The organism is Bdellovibrio sp. HCB2-146, assembly GCF_047345725.1.
Lineage (GTDB): Bacteria > Bdellovibrionota > Bdellovibrionia > Bdellovibrionales > Bdellovibrionaceae > Bdellovibrio.
Genome location: NZ_JBLEQP010000002.1, coordinates 851,252 through 872,001, shown reverse-complemented (window position 1 = coordinate 872,001; position 20,750 = coordinate 851,252). Strand labels below are relative to the sequence as shown.

The window sequence follows — 20,750 nt, the reverse complement described above, 5'->3', positions numbered from 1 at the left end:
TTTTTTGTAGGAGGTTTTTATGGCTAAAGAAAAAATCAGTCCAGCCACATCCGAAGACAGTCTCAATGCCGACTTCAGCGCGATCCCTAAAAAGCATCACCCAGAGGCACATTTGCCTACTGATAAAGAGCTTTCTGGCAAAAAACTTGATTACGGGGATATGACTCTGACCGATGCTAAGCGCTCCGGCTACACAGATCGCAAAGGACACGCGGTTGAAATGACAAAAAAAGATCGGCCCGGTTCACCGACAGGCGCCTACACCGATATTGGTGCAGGTCGCTCCTCGGTTGTAAAACATGAACTAAAAGGCAACAAGCCTCGAAGTTAGCGGTATCTTTCGCAGGCAGTGACAATATCCATGTCGGAAATGTTTTGGCATTGTCCGTTGACTTTAATGGCCCAGGCTTGAGGAAGTCCGCGAAGGCTTTCGCAACGAGTGTTGTAATCAACAATCGCGGTCAAACTGGATAAGCAGCTGTCAGACGCATAAATTTCAATGGCCGCAGGATTGCTTGCGGCTTTGTAGAGGCTACAAGCTTTCGCAGGTGACGTATCTTGAATGTTATGACAAGTTTCACCGATTTTAACACCCCAAGCATTGCTACTGTTTTTCTCTAAGCTGTCGCAAGTGCTGTTGCTGCTGATGGCGGCAATGGCATTGCTGGAGCAAGAGTCAGAGGCATAGATCAAAGTGGCGAGTCCATCGCTTGCGGATTTGAAGGCTTCGCAGGCTTTAACAGCACTCGTATCAGTAATGTTGATACATTCGCCATTGATGCGAACACCCCAAGCCTGTCCTGCTGACGAAAATTTGCTGCTGCAGTTTGTATTCACGTTTGCAGTACCCACGAGCGAGCTTGAGCAGCTGTCAGATTGATAAATTTCGATATTTCCACCGTATGAAGGCGGTGGGATTGGGGGATAACTACCGCCGCCGCCCAATGATTCTTCGAGAAGTTGTTTTGCTGATGTCAGTCGACCTTGAATGTAACGAATTCGTTCCTTTTGATCACTGGTTGTTGCGATATTCAATAATGTGCGAGCTTGATCTTGTGCGGCCGTCACTTCTTCCAAGCTGCGGCGAACACGAGAGTCGTCGGCAGCCTGCGAAAATGAACAGGAAAGGCTTAAGAGAAGGCTGAGTGCGAGGCGAGAAGTCATTGTGGCTCCTTTTTCGTAAAACCCGGAGGGCGTTAGGAGCTAATTCAAAGCTTATGCCAGGACAAGACGACACCAGAAGGGAGTGTGCCTTGTTAAAGTATAACTTAAGGAATATTAAATATGAAATCATATTCCTTATAAGTTTTTAAAGGCGTTGGTAGAAATAGGAAAACGGAGGTTCCTATGAATGAAAGCAGCGTGAGATTGATCTCCATTACTCCCAATGCCGAAGAAATTATGACTTATTGTGCCCGGGTAAGTAATCCTTTAAATCAAAACAATCCTGAATTTTCACGATTGATTGCTTATTGTATCAAGCACGGGCATTGGTCGATCTTTGAACAAGCCAATATGGTTTTGGAAATTTCCACCTCGCGGGCGATTTCGCCCCAGATCCTGCGTCATCGTTCTTTTGCCTTTCAAGAGTTTTCCCAGCGTTATGCGGAAGCGAACGGCGTGATAAAATATCGAGCACGCCGTCAGGACCAGAAGAATCGCCAGAATTCTATCGATGATCTAGCGGCAGAAACTCAAGAGTGGTTCTTGCAAGCTCAAGATGAAGTGTGGAGGCTTGCTCATGAGCGCTACCAACAAGCTCTTGAAAAGGGGATTGCGAAAGAAAGTGCGCGGACTTTGCTGCCATTGGGAACGTCGACCCGACTTTATATGAATGGAACCATTCGCAGCTGGATTCATTATATACAATTGCGAACAGCTGAAGGGACGCAGCTTGAGCATCGTGAAATTGCGGAACAGTGTCGCAAGATTTTTGCTGAAGAACTTCCGATTGTGGCGCAAGCATTGGGATGGAATGAGAGTCCAGTCGAGGCTGGTGTCTTGAAACATATTTAATCTAACAGTGTTCAGGCGCATTCTGGAGCTAGGAAGATTCGCTTCGAAGGAGTGATTTATGGACACACCAAGAGAAACCCTTGAGGTCGGTAAAAAACTCGTCGAATTTTGCAAAAAAGGCGAAAACATGAAAGCCATCGATCAACTTTATTCTCCCGAAATTGAGAGTTTAGAAGCGATGTCGATGCCAGGCATGCCAGATACGGTGCGCGGTCTTGATGCCATTCGCAAAAAAAATACGGAATGGGATCAAGCCATGGAAGTGCACGCAATGGACGTGGAAGGTCCATTCCCATTTGGAGATCGTTTCGCTGTTCACTACAAATTCGATGCAACTAATAAAAAAGATAAAAAACGTATGAAAGGCGAAGAGGTCGCTCTTTATACAGTTCGCAACGGCAAAATCGTCAAAGAAGAGTTCTTTTATTCAATGTAGATCTTCCTGTGCTCACTGCCTGCTGTAGACGGTGAGCACCTCCATCAGATTTCATTGTCTCTGAGTCGTTCTTTCAACATCTCAGATGCTAAGTCTATAAAGGCTTTCAGTTTTGGATTTACGAACTTTTGTGGCGGATAAAGAAAGCTGACGGGGCGAATATCAGATCGCCATTCAGGCAAAATGCGCACAAGTTTCGATTTGCGAATTTCAGTTTCACATAAGAATGTGGGAAGAAGGGCAACGCCTTCTCCTGCCAAAGCCAGTTCGCGAATGGCATACAAATCATCGGCGACAAGTTTTTGGTCCATCGGGATGGTCACTTTGGATTTATTTTTGTTGAGCAACTCCCATTTTTCGCGGCCCAGCGGTGTAAACTGCAAACAGCGATGGTCACGCAGTTCCTTTGGGTGCGTAGGAGTGCCATGGGCCTTTAGGTATCCGGCGGTCGCTACGGGAGCAAAGTACCCAACACCGATTTTTTTGACGACCAGGCTTGAATCTTCAAGTTCACCCGCGCGAATGGCGAGGTCTACTTTTTCAGAAATCAAATCCACGAGTCGATCGGCGAAGATCAGGTCAATCTTCACTTGAGGATATTTCTTCATAAACTCGGCGACAACCTCGGGTAATAGACTTGAGCCCAATAAACTTGGCGCTGTGATTCGTAAAGTTCCTTGCGGTTGTCCCTGGTTTGCAGTGACTTCTTTTTCGGCACCTTCCAGTTCTTGAAGGGCACTCATGCTCCGATTGAAGTAAGCTTGGCCAGCCTGTGTGATTTGCAATTTGCGAGTGGTGCGGTGAAGAAGGGTGACACCCAGACGTTTTTCCAACGCTGATACTTTGGAGCTAACCGTCGATTTGGGCATGCCCAATTGTTTCGCGGCTTGGTTAAAACTTCCAGCTTGAATGACTTTTACGAAAATAGCGACTTCATTTAAATCCATGGCTGATTCTCTCTGAGGAAAATAAAAAAGTCGAGGGGGACTGTTCCCCCTCGGATTAGGATTCGGTTCCTTCGATATTGCCGATTGTTCCCATGCGACCGGCTTCAAAGTCGATAAAGGCTTGCTTGATTTCGCCCATCGAGTTCATCACAAACGGACCATAACCAACGATAGGTTCATCGATGGGTTCGCCGCCTAAGAACAAAATTTTGGCGTCATCAACTGCTTTCAAAGTAAAGCTGTCGCCCTCGCGATCCAGGACTGCGAGTTCGGCCTCTTGAATGGTCTCGCCACTATCGACAGTGACACGGCCACTCAATACAAAGATCGCAGTCGTATGACCTGCTGGAACTTTGAATTCGGCCTGGTGACCTGAATTCAGGCGAATATCCCAAAGATTGATCGGCGTGAATGTCGAGCCGGGACCTTTGTTTCCATTAAAGTCACCTGCAATAACACGCGCGTAGCCCGCACCACCTGCTAATGCAACTTTCGGGATGTTTTCATTTTTCAACCCTTGGTAGCGAGGATTTGCCATTTTGTCCTTACGAGGCAAATTCACCCACAGTTGAACCATTTCAAATGCGCCGCCTTTTTCCGCGAACTCGCGTCCATGTTTTTCTTCATGCACAAGCCCCGATGCAGCCGTCATCCATTGCACATCGCCTGGTTTAATTAAGCCACCACCGCCCGAAGAGTCACGGTGTTCAACTTCACCCGAATAGACAATCGTCACAGTTTCAAAACCGCGATGAGGATGTTCACCCACGCCACGAATGTGTTTTGAAGGAGGAAAAACCGCCGGTCCTGCATAGTCCATCAAAAGAAAAGGGGAGATGTCTTTAGCAAGATCATTGTATGTAAAGATCGATCGTACTGGGAAACCGTCGCCGACCCAGTGACGTTGATTGCTTTGTTGAGAAAAGAGGAGTTTTTTCATAGGTCAGTTCCTTTCGTTAGAGTCAATATATCCAAAATCCCGCCTCTTGATAAGACGGGATTATTGGGAAACATTGTTCAGCCTATGGAACAATCAAAAACAGCCCTCTTAGCGGACTTCGATATCTCCGCTCGTCGTTTTAACGCGTACGAGAGTGGCGCTAGCGTTATGCGAGTCTTTTACTGATTGGTCAATGTCACCAGACAGACTTTGTAATTCATATTTAAATTGATCCGCATTTGTCAGTCTCATTTTGATATCACCCGAAACAGAAAATGCATCAAGCGACTTCACCGTGCTGTTTTTGACCTCGATATCCCCACTGACAGACTTCACATTGAGTGCATCCACCGACAATTTCTCGGCATGGATATCGCCAGAAACCGTCGCGATTGTCAGATCTTGAACGCCGACGTTTTTTAATTCGACCTCACCGGAAACTGTTTTTAAGTTCAAGCTTGTGGACGCATTTTGCGGAATCCACACCGTGACTGAAACGCGGTGAACTTCCTCATCACTTCTTTGTGATAAAGCGACATTTTTGTCAGCGCTTTCTAGTTTTAAGAGAGACGTTTTATCTTCTTTGATTTGGCCCTTGGCTTCGATTTTAATTTCATTGCTTGTGCCAGTCTTTACTTCAATTTTTTCTGAAACGATGCTGATCTCAATTTTGTGATCAGCAGGAAACTGCCAAGAATTTGTCGCGTATTTCCAATTTTTTTTGTCGCCAAGAGAAATTTCTTTATCTAGCTGCGAATCAAAACTCAACGCGATATTTTTATCAAAATCGGGATTATCTTTTTTGGCTTGCTTAACCGCGCATGCGCCAATTCCTAAACTGCAAGCTGTGAAAATAGCAGAAGCAAAAAATGCTTTGGTAAGAGAAAATTGTTTCATTGTTAAGACCTCGCTGAAGATACGAATTTAAGATTCCATTGCAGATAACTGATCAAACCCAAAAGAATATATTTGGTGATCCAGAACATCACAATTCCTGTTGTCACGCCCATGCCGATAACGCCAAGGCCGGTGCTAAGGCCGGCAAGCCATGGCCAAAAGCCCGAGAGTCCCAAGGCGATCACGGGAGTAAATCCCATGACTCCTAATCCCGCGCCAACCAACGCCATCACACAACTCCATCCTGCAATCATAAGAGAGAAAATCACGATGCCTGGAATAAAAAGAACGATAAAGTTAAATGGGGCAATCATAATTAAGCGGCCAATCACATCCAAAGCTAGGCGCGGTTTAAATCCTTCCTGCGGATTTTTCACCTGCGTGATCAGTGTTTCTGTTTCATAGGATTTGGCAATCACAGAAGGAGTTCCTAGTTTCTCGGAAATTTCTTCTTCGCTTTTGCCACGTTCTTTACCGTGAGTGAAGTGCTCTTCATAGTCCGCCATGATGTCTTCGATGTGGCTGACTTTTCGCCGTTCAAGTTCGGTTCTAAGTGCTTTTAAGAAGTCTTGCTTGTTCATGTGATCCTTTGCCGATCAGTGTTTCAATTTGTTGATTAAATTCATTCCATTGTTTGAGTTGGCTTTTTTGAAAGTCCTTGCCGCCCTTGGTAATGCGGTAGTATTTGCGGGGAGGTCCTTCGGTGGACTCGCGCAAATAGGTTTCAAAATAACCTTCCTCGGTCAAGCGTCTGAGGATCGGGTAAAGAGTGCCTTCAGAAATTTCTAGAACTTTCGAAATCTCTTCGACCAGCTCGTAGCCGTAGTAATCTTTGCGACTTATCATGGTTAAAACGCAAAGCTCTAGGACGCCTTTTTTAAATTGTGGGTTCATACATACCCCATTTGTGTAGATAGGTACTGTATAAAGCTAGGTACTGTGTCATGTAAAGTACTAAAATATATGCCGGGTGTTATTTTCAAAAATGAGCCTCAGCAGTTCCCCGGGATATTGATTGCGGTGGGAGGAGGGGGCAGTTCAAGCTGAGAGAAATCTTTGAAGGAGTCCGTCTATGAAGCTTTCGTTGCTTTCTGCTTTTGTTATTTCGTTGTCGATGGGGGCCGTTGCACATGCGGCCTGCGGAGATGAATCCAGCCGGATTATCAACGGCGATGAAGCCGTGACCTTGACATATATATTGAGAAACTCTTCTTGGGCCAGTAAATCCACATCAGGTAAGACCACAACTTGGTCGGTTTCTAAATTAACTTGCACACAAACGAATCGCGGCGTTTTAACGGATTTGATGCCCGCCTATAAGTGCTCGAGTCCCTCGGGCGTGGGACCTATTGCTGCGAAAGCTTCCTGGGATGCGATGTCGGAGTTAGGCATTTATCCTGATGCCACGACCGGGCACGTGACTCATCAAGCACGCTCGATCAAATGCAAAGTCAATAGTGATGGTTCAGGCGGAATGGAAATCAATCCTCGTTGCACTTTGAAAGCAGCTTGGGGGGATGAGTGTGGAGACCTTTTAGTGAAGATGAGGAGATGATTCGGGATCATGGTCGGAGCCGTGACGTTTGCGATCGGCTTCGGCGGAGGTTTCAGGAAGCATCGAACGTAAATCCGCAATGACGTCTTTGCTCGCGTTGCGAATGGTAATGCCTAAGCCAATCAATGAAGCTCCAGCAAAGATCAGATCCACTCCAATAAAAGCACCCAAGGTCCATTTTTCTGAATAGGGAAATGTGTAAAGCAAAAGTCCGCCCAAGACGAGCGAAACACCGCCATTAAATGCAAACCAACCCCATCCCGTGGTTCTTTCGGTCACGGCACCGATAACTTTGGCTAAGCCTCCTGAGAGAAGAAAAAATCCGAGCAACATTGAAACTGCCAATGGATTCATTGGAGGATTAAACGCAATTAAAACAGAACAAGCGATGGCCAGACACCCAAGCCCCGTATGAGGCCACAGCTGACCGGACTGTCGACCTCTGATTCCATAGGCGATCTGTGCCAGGCCCACACAAAATAAAATTCCGGCTAACGTGAGCACGGAGGCAAAGGTGCTAGCAGCGGCAAATAACAAACAAAAGACACCTAAGACTAGATTGACCGTTCCTAAAACCACCAATTGACTGGAGCGTTTGATCATAGCCACCTCTCAGATTTCAGAATGAGCGGATGGACGAAAATCTTCAATTCGTGGGAGTTAAAATTGTATGAAATCAAAGAAGTGTGATGATTTCGCCTTCAGGACTGACACCATCAATATAAAAAGCAGAGCTACCTTGGTCAAAGCGCACGTTCACGTGACGTTTTACACGACCGTCTTCAAATAGGAAGTTTCCTCTTTTGGTTAGACCCATCATCGGAACACCAAACACACCTAAGCCAGCTTCTTGCAACTCTTGTTTCACGAAAACTTCTTGTTCATTTGGTAATTGGATCAAGTTCAAATAAATAGGATTGAAGCGATTGACCGTGAGTTCAGCGACTGAAACACGTTGTTTGACCTGTGCGATGTGCGAACTTGCCCAAACTTCCATTTGCGTCGGCGCAAAGAGCTCGTTGGCTTGGTCATGAATAAATCGGAACTGCACACACTTATCAGTAGCACCTAAGCCAAAATACTGACGCCATTCTTTGAGCAAAACGGCATCGGGGCAAATTGTTGGGCTGGATTTGACCAGAGTGAAAAAGTTGAGCCCTCTTAAACGAAGCTTACCGTCCATCATCACAGATTGATTAAGAAGAGATTCAACATATCCTTCTGACATCAATTCACCATAAGAACCCATGTGCGAAAGTCCAAATACATGACCGAGTTCATGCACGAGCGCGTGATAAAGAATTTCGCCATTTTCTCTCGACCAAGTGTTTTGTAAATAACCGTCAGCCTTATAAGCGAGAGGTCCATGAGCGGGAGAGAAGTATAAGAACCCTTTGCCGCGAAGATCTTTTGCGGAATATTCAGTGCGAACTGTGATGGCAGAGATGTCTTGAGGTTTAACAAGAAACGCCAATTGTTTTTCATCGAGAGTGCCAAATTGAAAGCGAAGGTCTGTTGTTTCAGAACATGCGACTTCTTGAAAGTTCTGGGAAGCGATTTGCACGCCACCGAAAGTCGGAAGACTTGGAAGAGAAACTTTGCTGAACTCTGTATTCCAGAATTGGAGGGCGCGAGAAATTTGCTCGCGTACGACCGGAGAAGAAGCACCAAAATTTTGTTCGTCGATATCAATGCAATAAGAAACTTCGCGCGTATTATTAAAGAACCAAGGATTATGTGCATCGGCTTGCAGAGAGCCTGTTGCATTTGTCCAAACATTTGCGCTGCCCTCTGCGAATGCAGAGAGTGAAGTGAAGAGTAAAAAAGTGAAATTGAGCGCAAATTTCGTCATAAAGTGGGCGCATCATAACGAAAGCGTATCAGAAGTAAAAGTAACCTTTTTACTGTACAAAATCCTGACACCCCTGAGAGGTCGAAAATGTCAGGGGCGGAGAGGATTTTTTAAGAGCGAACTTTGCGACGTGGTTTTTGAAAACCTGTCAGCCATTCCGTCCCAAAGTAAATAAGTGCGATTACAGGGAATAAAAAGCCAAACATCGAAGTGCGAGACCATCCACCGTGTGCAAAAGCCCACGCTCCAACCGTTGATCCAATCGCGCCTCCCACAAAAATAGTCGCGATATAAAGACCGTTGAGACGGCTTCGATATTTTGCACGTAGGGAAAAAATTGCTCGCTGACCCAGGACTAAGTTCGCTGTGATTCCCGCATCAAGCAAGATTGCACTTAAAACTAAGAACGCCAACGACATTGTGGAACCCAAAGGGAATATGTGAGTCATCAAAAAAGACAAAGCTGCTGCGATCATCGCAATCGCCGTTCCCGAGCGACTCCACCCTTTGTCAGCAAATCGACCTGCTAAAGGTGCGGAGATCGCGCCAGCCACTCCGGCAAGAGCAAAAAGGGCGATTGCTGTTTGAGACAGATGAAATTCGGGCCCCGCTAGCAACAACGGTGTCGTTGTCCAAAATAAACTAAACGCTCCAAACATGCAGGCTTGATAGATCGCGCGTCTTCTTAAAATCGGCGTGCGCAAGAAGAGTGCACCCATTGAAGCCAGAAGTTTTGAATAGTGCAAATCAGGATTGTGCGGTTTTCTTTCTGGCAATTTGCGATACAGAATAAGTCCGATGATCAACATTAAGGCCGCTGAAAGATAAAAAACCGCATGCCATGAAAACAGATCCGTCAGAATACTTGCCGTCGGGCGAGAGAGCATAATCCCAATCATCAAGCCACTCATCAAATTTCCCACAACGCGGCCCCGTGTGGCTTCTGGTGTAAGATGAGCCGCATAGGGGACGATGATCTGCACAGAGGACGCGCCTAGTCCTGCAAGTAGAGCTGCGGCGAAATACGGAATCAAGGCTGTTGAAAGACCAAGACCTAACATCGCAAAGAAGGCGATCGTTATCATCGTCAGTATAAGTTTTTTGTTTTCGACAATATCACCGAGCGGAATGATAAAGAGAACGCCTAATCCGTAACCGACTTGGGTGAGCATCACAATCAAACCCGCAAGTGCCGGATCAAGTCCTAGTGATTGGCTGATCAGTCCGACGAGAGGTTGCGCATAGTAGAGGTTGGCAACTATGACTCCAACAGAAATTCCAAGAAGAAGAATGAGAGCTTTAGACGCGTAGGGGGAGTGAGAGGCCTGACTGTTCATGAATCAAAAATAATACAGACAAAGATGAGTAGCAAGAAAGTGCGGACAGATGATGCGTCTGCCAAAAGAAAATGCTAGGCTATTAAGCGAAGAATGCTTAAGATTCACATATGAAAAAGGCAAAAATCAATCCCAGTATTTTCATCGTTTTCATTCTACTAAACGGCTGTGTAACATCAAAGAACGTTGCGCAGCCCCCCGAATCAGATGATGTTCTTGCCCGCGCAAGAGCAGTGAAGATGTTACCTCCTAAAGCTCCGACTCCAACAAATTGCGAGAAGCTAGGAACATTTTCAATTTTGCAGAGTAATCGCAATGTGACACCTCAGGTGCAAGCGGCCCGTGCCTTTGGAAATCCCAACTACGTGAAGCATGTACGAGTCAGTGTGACAGGTGTGGGTAAAGCAGACGATTACGACGTTTTTAACTGTGGTACGCAGAAGAACTAAGCTGCTGCTGAGCGTGCGTGGAAGTGATCGATTTTATCGTTGAGATAATTCTGCGCGCGGTAGCGGTTGAACTCCGGCAGCTCTTCTTTGTAGACGTGCATATGTTTTAGGCCCTGACGTTCCAAACGCTCTTTTTGTGAAGAAAGCAGCTTGGCACCTTTAGGCGTATAGCGCACGTATCTTTTATTTTCTTCGAGGTAAATATAGAGATTGAATTCAACCGGGACGTCGGCTTTGAGTTCTTCCATTTTGATCTTCGCCATTTTTTCATTTTCAGAATCTTCAAATTGAAGTCGGATTTGCGGGCGAGGAAAGAAGGCGATAGAAACTTCTTCTTGGTTATGCTCAGACTTTCGCATGAACTCGGCTTCCGAAGCCGCCCAACTTTTAAAATCAACCCGTTTTAGTGTCACAAGCATTGGCATATCGGACTCATTGATTTGTTCACCGTTGTCGCGCAAGAAATGAAAGATTCTTTCTTGCAGGCCGCGGATAAAGGCTTCTTCTGGTTCGCGATTTCGGCCAATGGCCGCAACCAGATATCCTTCAAAGCGAGTGGACTCCACAACGATACATGACATATCCGATGTCATTTCAACTTTTTCGATATAGGCCGCACGAGTTTTGTGTACTGTTTTTTCAAGAGCTTCGTGAGCTGCACGGGAAATTAAAGATTCATGCTGATAACCGCGCAGTGTGCGCTCTTCTTCAGCCGAGGCTCTCTCGTCAATTTTTCCAGCTGGTGGAAGCTCTCGCGTGGCTTCCATGGCTTTTCCTGCGGGATGCTCAAGTTCAATTGCGTCGACGGAACCTGCTTTCGAGTCTTCTTCATTAATAGCTTGAACAGAGCCGCGAGGGGAAAGTTCTTCACCTACCGCTTGAACCGAACCTCCAGGCATGGCCTCTTCCGTAACAGCTTGAACAGAACCTTTTTCTGAAGGTGTTTCCGCAACTGTGTTAACGCTGCCTTGTTCGTCATTCTTCTTAAGGCGATTTTCAGCAAGACCAGCCAAAGACTCGTCATCAACAAGTGTCAAAAGTTGTTTTGCTTTCGCATCTGACAGCATTTCAAATCTTGGAGGCTGTTTTTTAGGACGATAAATCCAGTATTCATTCTCCAAAATTTTGTTCCATTGCGGGCCTTTGAACAGTCGAATGTTCGGCGTACCTTGCGCCATCTGGCCTTTGTAGTAAGCCAAAAGAGTTCGTTCAATTGCGGGGCCACTCACTGGTGGATAGATATTGTAGGCGCTGCCGATTTCATTAAAGTAGTGATACGTCAAAACATGTGGATTTTCCGCAAACACGATCACACGATTCGGGAAAGTTTGCATCAGCATGCGAATAAAGCTTCTGATATTCTTATTCGGGTGATCAATGCTCACCATCACGAATTGTGGTTGGTGTCTTGAAATATATAAAATCGCTTCATGCAACTTGTGAGTTGTGTAGAAAGTCCAATCACGTTTTGTCATGAAGGTGACAGCAGACGATAGGTTCAGGAACTCTGATTTGATAACCAGAATTGATTTGTTCTGTTCCTGATGCATTTGAAATCTGTGTAACATTCGTCGTATTTAACGGAATATTTATCACCTTCTAGGAGTCCTATGCCCCAAATCTGGACGGGGAATAGGATCTAAGTCCAGTAAAAATATCGCCGCCTACCTCGCTCTTTCTTTTAAAAGTCGATCGCACAGACTTAAGATGGTCGCGCGAATGCTATCTCGATGTTTCAAAAACTCGGGCGTCGTTGTCGTCCGCACGATATTGTAAAGACTGATGGTGCGTTTCAAATCAATGAGACGCTGCTTTGTTGGTCCCTTGGACAAAGGATAACGAGGCACTTCCGAATTATCCAGGACGGCTGCTTGCACGGCTGTCGTCCAGTCAATTTCGGTTTGAGTTAAATAAATAGTCGGCACGAAACGCGGGCCTTCTTCGGGCGTTTCGTTCTCGGGGTGCTCGGGAAGAGTTTTTAGCCAACGCAGTTCTTTTAAGATCTCATTGAATTCTGGATCGTACTTTCTGCCAAAGAGACGAAAGACGACTTTCTTCCAAGCATCGCAGAAATCCTCAAAAGTAATATTTTCTGCTTTTTCATGAGCAGGTGGGCGTGTCACTGTTTGCAAGGTCTTGGTGAGCACATCATCTGAAATCACTACGCTATCGGCCTTACGATTCACGCGAATCGTATAGTGGGCCCATGTTGCAATATTTTGCAGGCTGCTTTGGTTGACGATGGCGCAGTGAAAGTCCAAATGAAATTCATCGTAAATAGCCATGCTGAGCGGACGATCCAGGTGAGCATCCAAGGCGCTTTTGCGACGCTCACTTCTGGGAATTGAAAAGAACGAGTCAATACACTGAACGAACTTTTCAAAAGATTCATTCCAGAGATTTTCTCTCTGACAGGTCTTATACAGATGAAAGGCCTTCATCTGAGTGGGCAAAGCCTCATCCAGAAGGTCGTTGATCTTGCGCTCTAATATGTTCGGAAATGTGCTCCACGTCTCTTTCAACATACTAAAGAAAAGTTTAGCATCTTCTGGCCAAAGGATCTGAGTTTCGTTTTTCGAAAATATCTTCGACAGTTGCTGTCTCATTTTGAGATTCGGAAATATTGAGTCTGAGGATCGGCGCTCCGCTTTCTCGTTGTGTCATCGACAAAAAAGTACTGTTCAAAGTTCGGAGTTTAGAGCTTAGAGTTCAGAGTTCAGAGTTCAGAGTTCAGAGTTCAGAGTTCAGAGTTCAGAGTTCAGAGTTCAGAGTTCAGAGTTCAGAGTTCAGAGTTCAGAGTTCAGAGTTCAGAGTTCAGAGTTCAGAGTTCAGAGCTCAAAGTTGAAAGTTGAAAGTTGAAAGTTGAAAGTTGAAAGTTGAAAGTTGAAAGTTGAAAGTTGAAAGTTCAAAGTTGAAAGTTCAAAGTTGAAAGTTCAAAGTTGAAAGTTCAAAGTTCAAAGTTGAAAGTTCAAAGTTGAAATTTCAAAGTTGAAAGTTCGGAGTTGAAAGTTCGGAGTTGAAAGTTCGGAGTTGAAAGTTCGGAGTTCGGAGTTCGGAGTTCGGAGTTCAATGTCGAGATCTGAACTTTAGTATTTTGATTTGTCATTTTCTCAGTCGGCGCGAAATACCGGCGCTCCGCTTTCTCGCCGCGGCAAAACTAATTTGTAACAATAAAATTTATTGACGAGTTTTTCGTCTTTCGCAAATTCGCTCCATTGAATGATCGTCACTATGATCTTCAAAAAAATAGTTTGAAGGTAAATCTCGCAATGGATGCAAGATTAGAGTGTTTAATTAGCTCTTATTTCTTTTTCTTTCGGAGAAGAAAAAATCATTCAAAAATCCCGTGATATAAGAATCTCAACTCGGAGGTTCCTATGAAAAAACTTTTTACTCTTAGCGATTCTGAACTTGAATTGAGTCTTGATATGCATGTGAAACAGGAACGTGGAATTTTGCATATTATTCTTGAGCACATAAAAGAAGTGTCTCGTCGAGAACTTCATTTGGCTCGTGGGTATGGCTCTCTAAAAGATTATCTTGTCAAAGTATTCGGTTATTCCGAAAGAGCCGCTTACAGAAGAATCGAAGCCGCAAACCTTTTAAAACAAGTGCCGACTTTGGTTGAAAATATCAAAAATGGATCAATCGATATCACAAAGATTGAAGAACTCACTCGCGCGGTAAAAGAGAAAGAGCGAGTCTCTGGAGAGAAAGTAACGGCTTTGCTGAAGTCGGAACTGGTGGCTAGAATTTCTGGAAAGACAAGCATGGAAACCCAAAAAGAACTGGCTCAAGTGTTGGATATCAAAGTAAAAGAGTATGATATTAAGAAGATCCAAAAAGACGAATCGGTACGCGTCGAGTTTACACTTACAAGAGAACAGTACGAAAAGGTTCAAAAATGCCAAGATCTTGCTGCCCATAAAATTCAACAAGAGCGAATGGATTTTTCTTTTGCGTCAGTTGTGGAGATTTTGGCAGATACCTATTTGGCAGGAAAAACTCACTCAAGTAGCAGACAGGCAAACTCTAGCAACATTGAAAAAGAAGAAGAACAGCAGCCGTCAGCTTCTCTTGAAAGAGTCAATAAAACGCTCACACCCAAGACAAAGAAAGAAGTGCTGAATCGGGATCAGTGCTGTCAATATCGTGATTTAAAAACAGGGAAGATCTGCGGAAGTACTTTTGCCTTGCAGGTTGATCATAAAACATCTCAGTGGGCGAACGGGAGTCATGCCCTTTCGAATCTTCAAGTTCTCTGCGCCAATCACAATCGGTACAAATACCGTCAGGAAAGTCAGCTGCAATTCTTATGACGACTACCAAGAAACGACAGAGCTGAGATCAATGAAAATCAAACTGAACCCATTACTACCTTTTGCCGACCACGATGGTCGGCAAACAGCCTGCTCAAGGAAGGCGGAAGATCGCAAAACTGTTTCTGCTGAACGAAGAGCACGCCTCCGAAAAGCATCCACTAATGCTAAGCGCAAGCGGACCGCCGTCGCTGTGATAAACGAAAGAAAGAAGAGAGAAGAAAGAAGAGAGTAGAGAGTAGAGAGTAGAGAGTAGAGAGTAGAGAGTAGAAAGAAAAAAGAAGAAAGAAGAGAGAAGAGAGTAGAGAGTAGAGAGTAGAGAGTAGAGAGTAGAAAGAAGAAAGAAGAAAGAAGCGGCAATGTTTCTTCCAATAAAAAAAGGCCGCAGCGAAAATGAGTCGACTCATGCTAAGCGCAAATGGACCTTGTGATAGGGCTGGGTAGAAGAGATTTATTAACTAAGGCGTAAAAGAATATTCGTTGAACAATTTTTCGATTCGCGTCCACTTGTCGCACGACGGGGCTTCGATTTTTACATTTTGCTTCGTCCAAGGGTGGACGAACTCAATGCTTGTGGCCTTCAAGCACAAACCGCGGATTTCAAGAGTGTCGCGGAAAAAGCGATTGTGATGAGAATCGCCGTGCTCAATGTCACCCAAGAGAGGGTGAGCGATACGATCAAAATGGCGACGGATTTGGTGCCAACGACCTGTTACCGGTCGAACCTCAACCCAGGAATAGCGAGCAGTCGGATATTTTTTGCCGACAGCATAAGGAAGCTCAGCGACCTTTAAGCGTTTGTAGGTTGTGCACGCTTCCACAGGAACATCGTCGAACTCTAATGGTAAATCGATGATGCCCTCAGTGTCGACCACGCCACGCACGACGGCATGATAGGTTTTTTCCATGTTGCGATCCATAAACAGACGGCTGAGTTCTCGAGTGGCATCACGTGACGTCGTCCACAACAAAACTCCCGTTGTCGGGGCATCCAGGCGGTGAACTGGAAAGACCTCACGCTTCATGCTTTCGCGCAAAACATGCAGACAGATTTTTTCCTTTGGCACCGGGTATGGCGAAAACTCAGGCGGGTGAACAAAGAACCCCGCTGGCTTATCGATGGCAAAGAAATAGTCGTCTTGATACAGAATGTTCATAGGTCGGCGAATCATATTCATTTGCGGCAAAACCCGCAAGTAGTGTTTGAGTTGCCGAGAACGGTTTTGTATAGTCACCCTTGTTTGGAGGTCCTCTATGAAAAAACTATTCGTTCTTTTGTTTGTGATCACCTCGAGTTTGGCGCAAACAGCAAATGCTTGGAGGGCAATTGCGAACGAAACGATATGGCCAAACGCACCTTATTTTCGCGAGATTTTGGTCAATGATGGTGCCCAATACACAGAAGTGCGCGTTTATGTATCGATGGGATCAGTGCGTATCGATAATGTTATGGTTCTGACAGAGAACCTTCATCAACTTCCACTTTGGCAGCTGCGTGGTGACTATCGTTCACCTCGGATGTCAGAAGCACGCTTTTCTATCAACAAACTCCGTTCGATTCGTTTAGAGGCTCGCTCTCTTGAAACCAATCGCCCTTCAAACTTACAGGTCTTTGTTCGCTAGAATCAAATGCGAGTAAACCGAAGTCCGTCTAATTTTCGCAAAATAATTTCTACTTTGAGACGTTTCACACTTTTGTTAGACAACTTTGGAGACCTCAGATATTTTGAGAGAGTAGCTCTATTTGGGGAAGGCATAGATTCATGAGTCAGCAGGGTGTCGCTTCTCGACACAGTTCCGGAACATCTCGAGACGAGCAGTTTTTAATTTTGGCAAATGAACTTTGCGCCCTTCTTGCTGTTGAAGGCGTAAAATGCCGAGCGGCCCTGCCAGGGCTTCCTTTTTTTAGTAAACTTCACGACGATAAAAAAGCTGAGATCATCGAACATCTTCAATTCTATGTGGAGCTTTGCGATGCACAAGTTGCAGAAGGCTATCGTATCAAAGACAGCCTGACATTTACCTGGCGAGCTCTTAAAAAGCTGAATTTGGTCCCGCCGTCGGATATGTTTTCCTATGTCACAGACCAAGATGTGATTGAGATCTATGACAACGAAGGTCGGCAGTTGTACCGCAATTTTAGATTCTTTGAATGTTGTTCGTACTCTCTTGAAGAATTGTATTCAGTCGAGTGGTGGAATCTTTTTGATCGAGATTTGAAAATCACCCAAGGTCTTTTCTCTGTCGTGGATAAGGTTTTCGCAGGCGAACTTAAAAATATCGTCGACGCAAATGTTGAGCCTCATCCGGTTATTGAGAAGATTTCTGAACAAAGACTCGAGATTCTTTACGAGAAGGCATTTATCGGTCCTCTTTTTCGCGACAAAAAAGCCGAAGCTGTCGTCGCGATTGTCAGAGGCCGCGTCCTAAGACAACTCGGCTAATCTAGGCTTTAAAACCATCCACCAGTTGAATATCGCGAGTGATGCCACCGAAAGGACCGCAGTAAACGCAGTCTTCAAGCCATGTCATTTCAGCAGCGACTTCATCTTTAAAAATAATTTTTGCCCAGAAGCGATTGATACTATCCCAACTGTAGCCGCGGCCTTTGAGATGATCTTTCGATTCAAAAGGCGCGGAGCTTGCAATCACCTGAGTCATCGGTCGGCGGGCATTGTTTAAAAGCTCTGCTAAGTAAGGTTTCTGAGATCCATCTTCAGGAAGACTTAAAAGATATAACAACGCATCCACATCGTTGATTGCACGATGAGAATCCGTAAAGAAACCGTGATAGATGTTGAGAAGCTCTAACTTGGAACTTGTAAAACCTTTTAAGCTCCAATCAATTTGCTTTAAAGAACAAGCCCAGATTTTTTCCGTAGAAACTTTCGATTTGCGATCAATAAACGGGCGGTCAAAGCGAGCATTGTGGGCGATTACGACACTCGCTTGCTCAAGCATGGCATTCACAGCATTCCAATCGATATTTTGACCGGCAACCATCTCGTCGGTAATACCTGTAAGCTCAGAAATTTCTTTGCTCAAAGGACGGCCTGGATCTTGGAAGCTGCTATAAGAATTTGCCAGAGTTAAAACTTCACCCGTGTTGCGATTGAAAATAAATTGGCGCAATCCAATTTCGATGATGTTGTCTTCAGCTTGATTCAAACCTGTGGTTTCAACATCTAGGACCACACCCATGCGCACGATATCAGAGTTGTTATGAATCCACTCAAGTGTTGCATAAGGCGGTGTTTGCACCGGGCAACCTTCAAGACGTTGCAGGGTGACGGTTTTTCCATCTGCTGATTTTCCAATCCAACGAAATGCCACGGGAAGCTCCTCGAATATGATTTTCAGGAGGTAACAATAGAATGTTCGGAGGTTGGAGTAAAGGGCAGATTGATTTTTAAGGCCTGTACGCAGTGCCTCATTTGCAAATCAGGTTTAATTCTTTAGGAAACTACAGATGAGAACTCTTGTATAGGAATTCGGTTTTTATGTGATCGGAAGCGGTCGGTTTTTGGGAGGAGAATCTAGTTTTCAAAATTCCTTAGTTTTGCAACTTAGGAACACCTCTTGAGGGTGTTAATTTGAATTTATGGTACAAAAATCAAACTTCCACGAACAAAGGCGGAGATTTTTAAAGCTCTCACTTCTTGCAGGCACTTGGCAGTTTTTTAATCTCCTTATTCCACAGCGATTGGCTGCTTTTGTTGCCCCAAAAATTGCACGGAAAAGAACCGGCGCCTGGTGTTTTTGGGGAGCCAATACTTATGGACAGTTTGGCAATGGAGCTAATGGCGGATCCTTCTCGACACCTGTTGCTGTATTTGCTGGCAATACTTGGGAGCGAATTTCTGCGAGCCTTGATTCGACAACCGCAATTAAAAACAAAAATGAGCTTTGGACATTTGGTCGCAATAACTGGGGTCAACTTGGAGTTGGAAATACCACGGGGCGATCAAGTCCTGTTCATGTAGGTTCACTCACATCATGGACGGCTCTTGTGCGAGGCTTAGGGCCCTACAATATGGCCAAGCAAGGAACGTCGCTCTATGGTTGGGGGCAAAATCCCGAGGGAAATATTGGGGCGGGGCCCGCTCCCGTGAGCGTTTCAACGCCGATACAAATTTCAGGATCTTGGACGGAAGTTTCCCTTGGTGACTATCACACCATTGGGATCAAAGCGGACGGTACTCTGTGGGGCTGGGGATCAAATTCTTCGGGGCAAGTTGGCAACGGCTCTGCCACGTCGGTTTCTTCACCGGTGCAAATTGGTTTGGGAAGTACTTTTTTAAAAGTTGCAACGGGCCTGGCGAACTCGTATGCGATTCGCTCCGACGGAACTTTATGGTCCTGGGGTATTAACTGGTCAGGGCAACTCGGCAATGGCGTAGCAAACGGAACGAAAGTTTCGACACCGATTCAAGTCGGTTCATTAACCACGTGGACAGATATTTATGCCGGAGATAACGTTGCTTACGGAAAAAGGAATGACGGAACATATTGGTGCTGGGGTTATAACACCGAAGGGCAGCTTGGCCTTGGTGATACCTCGGGAAGATCCACCCCTGTGCAATTTCCCGGAACGACTTGGTCAGAAATTTTTCCCGGTCATGGATTTGCTCTTGGCCTTAAGTCAGACGGAACCCTGTATTCTTGGGGAGATGGAACCGGTGGATTTTTAGGAACGGGGAGTACGGCGAATGCTTCCACTCCCGTTCAGATTGAGGGAACTTGGCAAAAAGTATTTGTCGGTTACAATCATGTCGGCGGGCTTAGATTTTAAAAAGCTCCTCTATTGAGGAGCTCCGCCATCAACCCATGCATTGATAATATTTCTTTGTGCTTGTGGCAACAGGCCACCAGTCGGCATTGGGTTGTTCGCATTGTTCACGCGTGCCCGGATATTCGCTGCTGCTGTTTTAGCAGAGTTGTAGTTGGTGATATCCAAACCGCCTCGTGCATTTCCAGCGCTATGGCAACCCACGCAGCTATTTGCAAAGACACCACCGTTTGCCACCAATTGAGTAAAGGTCACGACCGTGGGTGATGGCGAAGGGGATGGAGAAGGTGACGGTGACGGTGAAGGTGAAGGCGATGGACTTGGTGTTGGATTTGGATTGTTAGGTGTCCCAGACTCTGATTTCAGAGTCGAGAACTCCATCGCAACAACGTCAGTCGCAGCCACAGCACGCACTGCCCACGCATTCGCGGCTCCCGGAGCAAGATTGATATTTGTTGTCATATTGATTGTAGCTTCAATATTGGAATAAGTGGTGACGTCTCCTTGAAGAGCATCGTTAATATAAATATTCAGCGCACGGGCATAGTAGTTACCCGAAGTCGTATTCTTCAATCTAAGAGTTGGATTTCTAAACTCATAACCTTGAGTGACATTGTTTAAAACGGCCTTACGAATTTCAATTCCCGCAACCACAGGAACTTGGGCTGTGCTTTGTGTTTCAAGGTCCCACTCCATGCGCACAAAGGTTGTTGCTAAATTTGTTGGAACAGTTTTGTTCGAAGATTTTACGACAAATTCAGTCGCACCACCGCCGCCACCTTGATTAGCAAGACAGGCTACGTATTTATCTTGAGCTGACGCCCAAGCAGCTTTGATCTCATTAATACGCGCGGTATTTTGCGAACCTGTTGCCGGTGGTTTGTGATTGTCGTTGATGGCCTGACTGTTGATTTTATCAGCGCCGATGGAAACAAAAGCATCGTAAGAAGCTTTCACATTGGAGATCGCAAATCGCCCTAGGCCCGGGCCCGCGACGTGACAAGATGAACACGTTTGGCTTAAGAAACTATGATAGGTGCTTTCATAAATTTTTAAGAGAGAAGCTTCGCAAGTTGAGGAAGACGAAAAGCTTCCTTCCATTGGCGTATCCAATGTTAGAAAGCCTTTGTCACAGTTATTAAAGAACACAACCAGAATGCCAGCACCGAACGTCAATGAAACGTTTCTCAAGTAACGTCTGTAATGTTTCAAT

Annotated in this window: 24 protein-coding genes; 9 read left to right on the top strand and 15 right to left on the bottom strand. The window is 45.3% G+C overall.

Features of this window, described 5'->3' with window-relative positions:
• Positions 1-19: 19 nt before the first annotated feature.
• A complete protein-coding gene (locus ACLWOR_RS15130; protein ID WP_413941612.1) occupies positions 20-331 on the top strand; it encodes a hypothetical protein in 312 nt (103 codons plus the stop codon).
• Here the strand turns inward: ACLWOR_RS15130 and ACLWOR_RS15125 are convergent.
• Positions 328-1,164, bottom strand: coding sequence for a hypothetical protein (locus ACLWOR_RS15125; RefSeq protein ID WP_413941611.1), 837 nt, complete (start codon positions 1,162-1,164; stop codon positions 328-330). The two genes, ACLWOR_RS15130 and ACLWOR_RS15125, sit on opposite strands and share 4 nt — an antisense overlap.
• 183 nt (positions 1,165-1,347) lie before the next feature.
• On the opposite strand from ACLWOR_RS15125, the gene thyX reads away from it, so the two are divergent.
• A complete protein-coding gene (gene thyX / locus ACLWOR_RS15120) occupies positions 1,348-2,016 on the top strand; it encodes an FAD-dependent thymidylate synthase (protein WP_413941610.1) in 669 nt (222 codons plus the stop codon).
• Positions 2,017-2,074: 58 nt separating this feature from the next.
• Positions 2,075-2,452, top strand: coding sequence for a SnoaL-like domain-containing protein (locus tag ACLWOR_RS15115; RefSeq protein WP_413941609.1), 378 nt, complete (start codon positions 2,075-2,077; stop codon positions 2,450-2,452).
• A gap of 44 nt (positions 2,453-2,496) precedes the next feature.
• Here ACLWOR_RS15115 and ACLWOR_RS15110 read toward each other — a convergent pair whose 3' ends face one another.
• The 5 genes from ACLWOR_RS15110 to ACLWOR_RS15090 all read right to left on the bottom strand — a co-directional run bounded on the left by ACLWOR_RS15110 (position 2,497) and on the right by ACLWOR_RS15090 (position 6,130).
• Entirely contained in the window at positions 2,497-3,399 is a 903-nt protein-coding gene (locus ACLWOR_RS15110) for a LysR substrate-binding domain-containing protein (protein ID WP_413941608.1), read from the bottom strand.
• Between the two features lie 55 nt (positions 3,400-3,454).
• Positions 3,455-4,339 (bottom strand): pirin family protein, encoded by an 885-nt coding sequence (locus tag ACLWOR_RS15105; RefSeq protein ID WP_413941607.1) that lies wholly within the window; start codon positions 4,337-4,339, stop codon positions 3,455-3,457.
• 108 nt (positions 4,340-4,447) lie between these two features.
• Complete coding sequence (locus tag ACLWOR_RS15100) at positions 4,448-5,236, bottom strand: DUF4097 family beta strand repeat-containing protein (RefSeq protein ID WP_413941606.1); 789 nt, start codon at positions 5,234-5,236, stop codon at positions 4,448-4,450.
• Positions 5,237-5,238: 2 nt separating this feature from the next.
• Positions 5,239-5,817: a DUF1700 domain-containing protein gene (locus tag ACLWOR_RS15095; RefSeq protein ID WP_413941605.1), complete on the bottom strand. Its 579-nt coding sequence runs from the start codon at positions 5,815-5,817 to the stop codon at positions 5,239-5,241.
• Positions 5,786-6,130, bottom strand: coding sequence for a PadR family transcriptional regulator (locus tag ACLWOR_RS15090; RefSeq protein ID WP_413941604.1), 345 nt, complete (start codon positions 6,128-6,130; stop codon positions 5,786-5,788). Before ACLWOR_RS15090 ends, ACLWOR_RS15095 begins: the two co-directional genes overlap by 32 nt.
• Positions 6,131-6,308: 178 nt before the next feature.
• Here ACLWOR_RS15090 and ACLWOR_RS15085 point away from each other — a divergent pair, with 178 nt between their 5' ends.
• The gene (locus ACLWOR_RS15085) at positions 6,309-6,791 is read left to right on the top strand and encodes a hypothetical protein (RefSeq protein ID WP_413941603.1); all 483 of its coding nucleotides are present in this window, start codon (positions 6,309-6,311) and stop codon (positions 6,789-6,791) included.
• On the opposite strand, the gene ACLWOR_RS15080 is transcribed toward ACLWOR_RS15085, so the two are convergent.
• The 3 genes from ACLWOR_RS15080 to ACLWOR_RS15070 form a co-directional block, all read right to left on the bottom strand.
• The gene (locus ACLWOR_RS15080; protein WP_413941602.1) at positions 6,771-7,394 is read right to left on the bottom strand and encodes an HdeD family acid-resistance protein; all 624 of its coding nucleotides are present in this window, start codon (positions 7,392-7,394) and stop codon (positions 6,771-6,773) included. The genes ACLWOR_RS15085 and ACLWOR_RS15080 overlap by 21 nt on opposite strands.
• Positions 7,395-7,467: 73 nt before the next feature.
• Positions 7,468-8,643 carry a matrixin family metalloprotease gene (locus ACLWOR_RS15075; RefSeq protein ID WP_413941601.1) on the bottom strand — a complete coding sequence of 392 codons (1,176 nt, stop codon included), beginning with the start codon at positions 8,641-8,643 and terminating at the stop codon, positions 7,468-7,470.
• A gap of 110 nt (positions 8,644-8,753) precedes the next feature.
• The gene (locus ACLWOR_RS15070) at positions 8,754-9,980 is read right to left on the bottom strand and encodes an MFS transporter (protein WP_413941600.1); all 1,227 of its coding nucleotides are present in this window, start codon (positions 9,978-9,980) and stop codon (positions 8,754-8,756) included.
• 239 nt (positions 9,981-10,219) lie between these two features.
• Between ACLWOR_RS15070 and ACLWOR_RS15065 the strand changes: the two genes are divergently transcribed.
• On the top strand, positions 10,220-10,429 hold the full coding sequence (locus ACLWOR_RS15065; protein ID WP_413941599.1) for a hypothetical protein: 210 nt from the start codon (positions 10,220-10,222) through the stop codon (positions 10,427-10,429).
• Here the strand turns inward: ACLWOR_RS15065 and ACLWOR_RS15060 are convergent.
• The 3 genes from ACLWOR_RS15060 to ACLWOR_RS15050 form a co-directional block, all read right to left on the bottom strand.
• Positions 10,426-11,997 (bottom strand): hypothetical protein, encoded by a 1,572-nt coding sequence (locus ACLWOR_RS15060; RefSeq protein WP_413941598.1) that lies wholly within the window; start codon positions 11,995-11,997, stop codon positions 10,426-10,428. The genes ACLWOR_RS15065 and ACLWOR_RS15060 overlap by 4 nt on opposite strands.
• 96 nt (positions 11,998-12,093) lie before the next feature.
• Positions 12,094-13,035 (bottom strand): hypothetical protein, encoded by a 942-nt coding sequence (locus tag ACLWOR_RS15055; protein WP_413941597.1) that lies wholly within the window; start codon positions 13,033-13,035, stop codon positions 12,094-12,096.
• A 362-nt stretch (positions 13,036-13,397) separates the two neighbouring features.
• Complete coding sequence (locus ACLWOR_RS15050) at positions 13,398-13,535, bottom strand: hypothetical protein (RefSeq protein WP_413941596.1); 138 nt, start codon at positions 13,533-13,535, stop codon at positions 13,398-13,400.
• A 271-nt stretch (positions 13,536-13,806) separates the two neighbouring features.
• Between ACLWOR_RS15050 and ACLWOR_RS15045 the strand changes: the two genes are divergently transcribed.
• On the top strand, positions 13,807-14,748 hold the full coding sequence (locus ACLWOR_RS15045) for an HNH endonuclease signature motif containing protein (RefSeq protein ID WP_413941595.1): 942 nt from the start codon (positions 13,807-13,809) through the stop codon (positions 14,746-14,748).
• 458 nt (positions 14,749-15,206) lie between these two features.
• On the opposite strand, the gene ACLWOR_RS15040 is transcribed toward ACLWOR_RS15045, so the two are convergent.
• On the bottom strand, positions 15,207-15,905 hold the full coding sequence (locus ACLWOR_RS15040) for a pseudouridine synthase (RefSeq protein WP_413941594.1): 699 nt from the start codon (positions 15,903-15,905) through the stop codon (positions 15,207-15,209).
• 97 nt (positions 15,906-16,002) lie between these two features.
• On the opposite strand from ACLWOR_RS15040, the gene ACLWOR_RS15035 reads away from it, so the two are divergent.
• Both ACLWOR_RS15035 and ACLWOR_RS15030 read left to right on the top strand, forming a co-directional pair.
• Positions 16,003-16,371: a hypothetical protein gene (locus tag ACLWOR_RS15035; protein ID WP_413941593.1), complete on the top strand. Its 369-nt coding sequence runs from the start codon at positions 16,003-16,005 to the stop codon at positions 16,369-16,371.
• Between the two features lie 140 nt (positions 16,372-16,511).
• A complete protein-coding gene (locus ACLWOR_RS15030) occupies positions 16,512-17,192 on the top strand; it encodes a hypothetical protein (RefSeq protein WP_413941592.1) in 681 nt (226 codons plus the stop codon).
• A gap of 1 nt (position 17,193) precedes the next feature.
• On the opposite strand, the gene ACLWOR_RS15025 is transcribed toward ACLWOR_RS15030, so the two are convergent.
• Positions 17,194-18,081, bottom strand: a complete 888-nt coding sequence (locus ACLWOR_RS15025; RefSeq protein WP_413941591.1) for a 3'-5' exonuclease — start codon at positions 18,079-18,081, stop codon at positions 17,194-17,196.
• Positions 18,082-18,349: 268 nt separating this feature from the next.
• On the opposite strand from ACLWOR_RS15025, the gene ACLWOR_RS15020 reads away from it, so the two are divergent.
• The gene (locus tag ACLWOR_RS15020) at positions 18,350-19,540 is read left to right on the top strand and encodes an RCC1 domain-containing protein (protein WP_413941590.1); all 1,191 of its coding nucleotides are present in this window, start codon (positions 18,350-18,352) and stop codon (positions 19,538-19,540) included.
• Between the two features lie 9 nt (positions 19,541-19,549).
• Here the strand turns inward: ACLWOR_RS15020 and ACLWOR_RS15015 are convergent, their stop codons facing one another.
• A complete protein-coding gene (locus ACLWOR_RS15015; RefSeq protein WP_413941589.1) occupies positions 19,550-20,749 on the bottom strand; it encodes a c-type cytochrome in 1,200 nt (399 codons plus the stop codon).
• Between the last annotated feature and the right edge of the window lies 1 nt (position 20,750).

Bases quoted from the DNA above. Each gene is read 5' to 3' on its own strand.
- ACLWOR_RS15130 (WP_413941612.1), top strand. From the start codon at position 20: ATGGCTAAAGAAAAAATCAGTCCAGCCACATCCGAAGACAGTCTCAAT.
- ACLWOR_RS15125 (WP_413941611.1), bottom strand. From the start codon at position 1,164: ATGACTTCTCGCCTCGCACTCAGCCTTCTCTTAAGCCTTTCCTGTTCA.
- thyX (WP_413941610.1), top strand. From the start codon at position 1,348: ATGAATGAAAGCAGCGTGAGATTGATCTCCATTACTCCCAATGCCGAA.
- ACLWOR_RS15115 (WP_413941609.1), top strand. From the start codon at position 2,075: ATGGACACACCAAGAGAAACCCTTGAGGTCGGTAAAAAACTCGTCGAA.
- ACLWOR_RS15110 (WP_413941608.1), bottom strand. From the start codon at position 3,399: ATGGATTTAAATGAAGTCGCTATTTTCGTAAAAGTCATTCAAGCTGGA.
- ACLWOR_RS15105 (WP_413941607.1), bottom strand. From the start codon at position 4,339: ATGAAAAAACTCCTCTTTTCTCAACAAAGCAATCAACGTCACTGGGTC.
- ACLWOR_RS15100 (WP_413941606.1), bottom strand. From the start codon at position 5,236: ATGAAACAATTTTCTCTTACCAAAGCATTTTTTGCTTCTGCTATTTTC.
- ACLWOR_RS15095 (WP_413941605.1), bottom strand. From the start codon at position 5,817: ATGAACAAGCAAGACTTCTTAAAAGCACTTAGAACCGAACTTGAACGG.
- ACLWOR_RS15090 (WP_413941604.1), bottom strand. From the start codon at position 6,130: ATGAACCCACAATTTAAAAAAGGCGTCCTAGAGCTTTGCGTTTTAACC.
- ACLWOR_RS15085 (WP_413941603.1), top strand. From the start codon at position 6,309: ATGAAGCTTTCGTTGCTTTCTGCTTTTGTTATTTCGTTGTCGATGGGG.
- ACLWOR_RS15080 (WP_413941602.1), bottom strand. From the start codon at position 7,394: ATGATCAAACGCTCCAGTCAATTGGTGGTTTTAGGAACGGTCAATCTA.
- ACLWOR_RS15075 (WP_413941601.1), bottom strand. From the start codon at position 8,643: ATGACGAAATTTGCGCTCAATTTCACTTTTTTACTCTTCACTTCACTC.
- ACLWOR_RS15070 (WP_413941600.1), bottom strand. From the start codon at position 9,980: ATGAACAGTCAGGCCTCTCACTCCCCCTACGCGTCTAAAGCTCTCATT.
- ACLWOR_RS15065 (WP_413941599.1), top strand. From the start codon at position 10,220: ATGTTACCTCCTAAAGCTCCGACTCCAACAAATTGCGAGAAGCTAGGA.
- ACLWOR_RS15060 (WP_413941598.1), bottom strand. From the start codon at position 11,997: ATGTTACACAGATTTCAAATGCATCAGGAACAGAACAAATCAATTCTG.
- ACLWOR_RS15055 (WP_413941597.1), bottom strand. From the start codon at position 13,035: ATGAGACAGCAACTGTCGAAGATATTTTCGAAAAACGAAACTCAGATC.
- ACLWOR_RS15050 (WP_413941596.1), bottom strand. From the start codon at position 13,535: ATGACAAATCAAAATACTAAAGTTCAGATCTCGACATTGAACTCCGAA.
- ACLWOR_RS15045 (WP_413941595.1), top strand. From the start codon at position 13,807: ATGAAAAAACTTTTTACTCTTAGCGATTCTGAACTTGAATTGAGTCTT.
- ACLWOR_RS15040 (WP_413941594.1), bottom strand. From the start codon at position 15,905: ATGAACATTCTGTATCAAGACGACTATTTCTTTGCCATCGATAAGCCA.
- ACLWOR_RS15035 (WP_413941593.1), top strand. From the start codon at position 16,003: ATGAAAAAACTATTCGTTCTTTTGTTTGTGATCACCTCGAGTTTGGCG.
- ACLWOR_RS15030 (WP_413941592.1), top strand. From the start codon at position 16,512: ATGAGTCAGCAGGGTGTCGCTTCTCGACACAGTTCCGGAACATCTCGA.
- ACLWOR_RS15020 (WP_413941590.1), top strand. From the start codon at position 18,350: ATGGTACAAAAATCAAACTTCCACGAACAAAGGCGGAGATTTTTAAAG.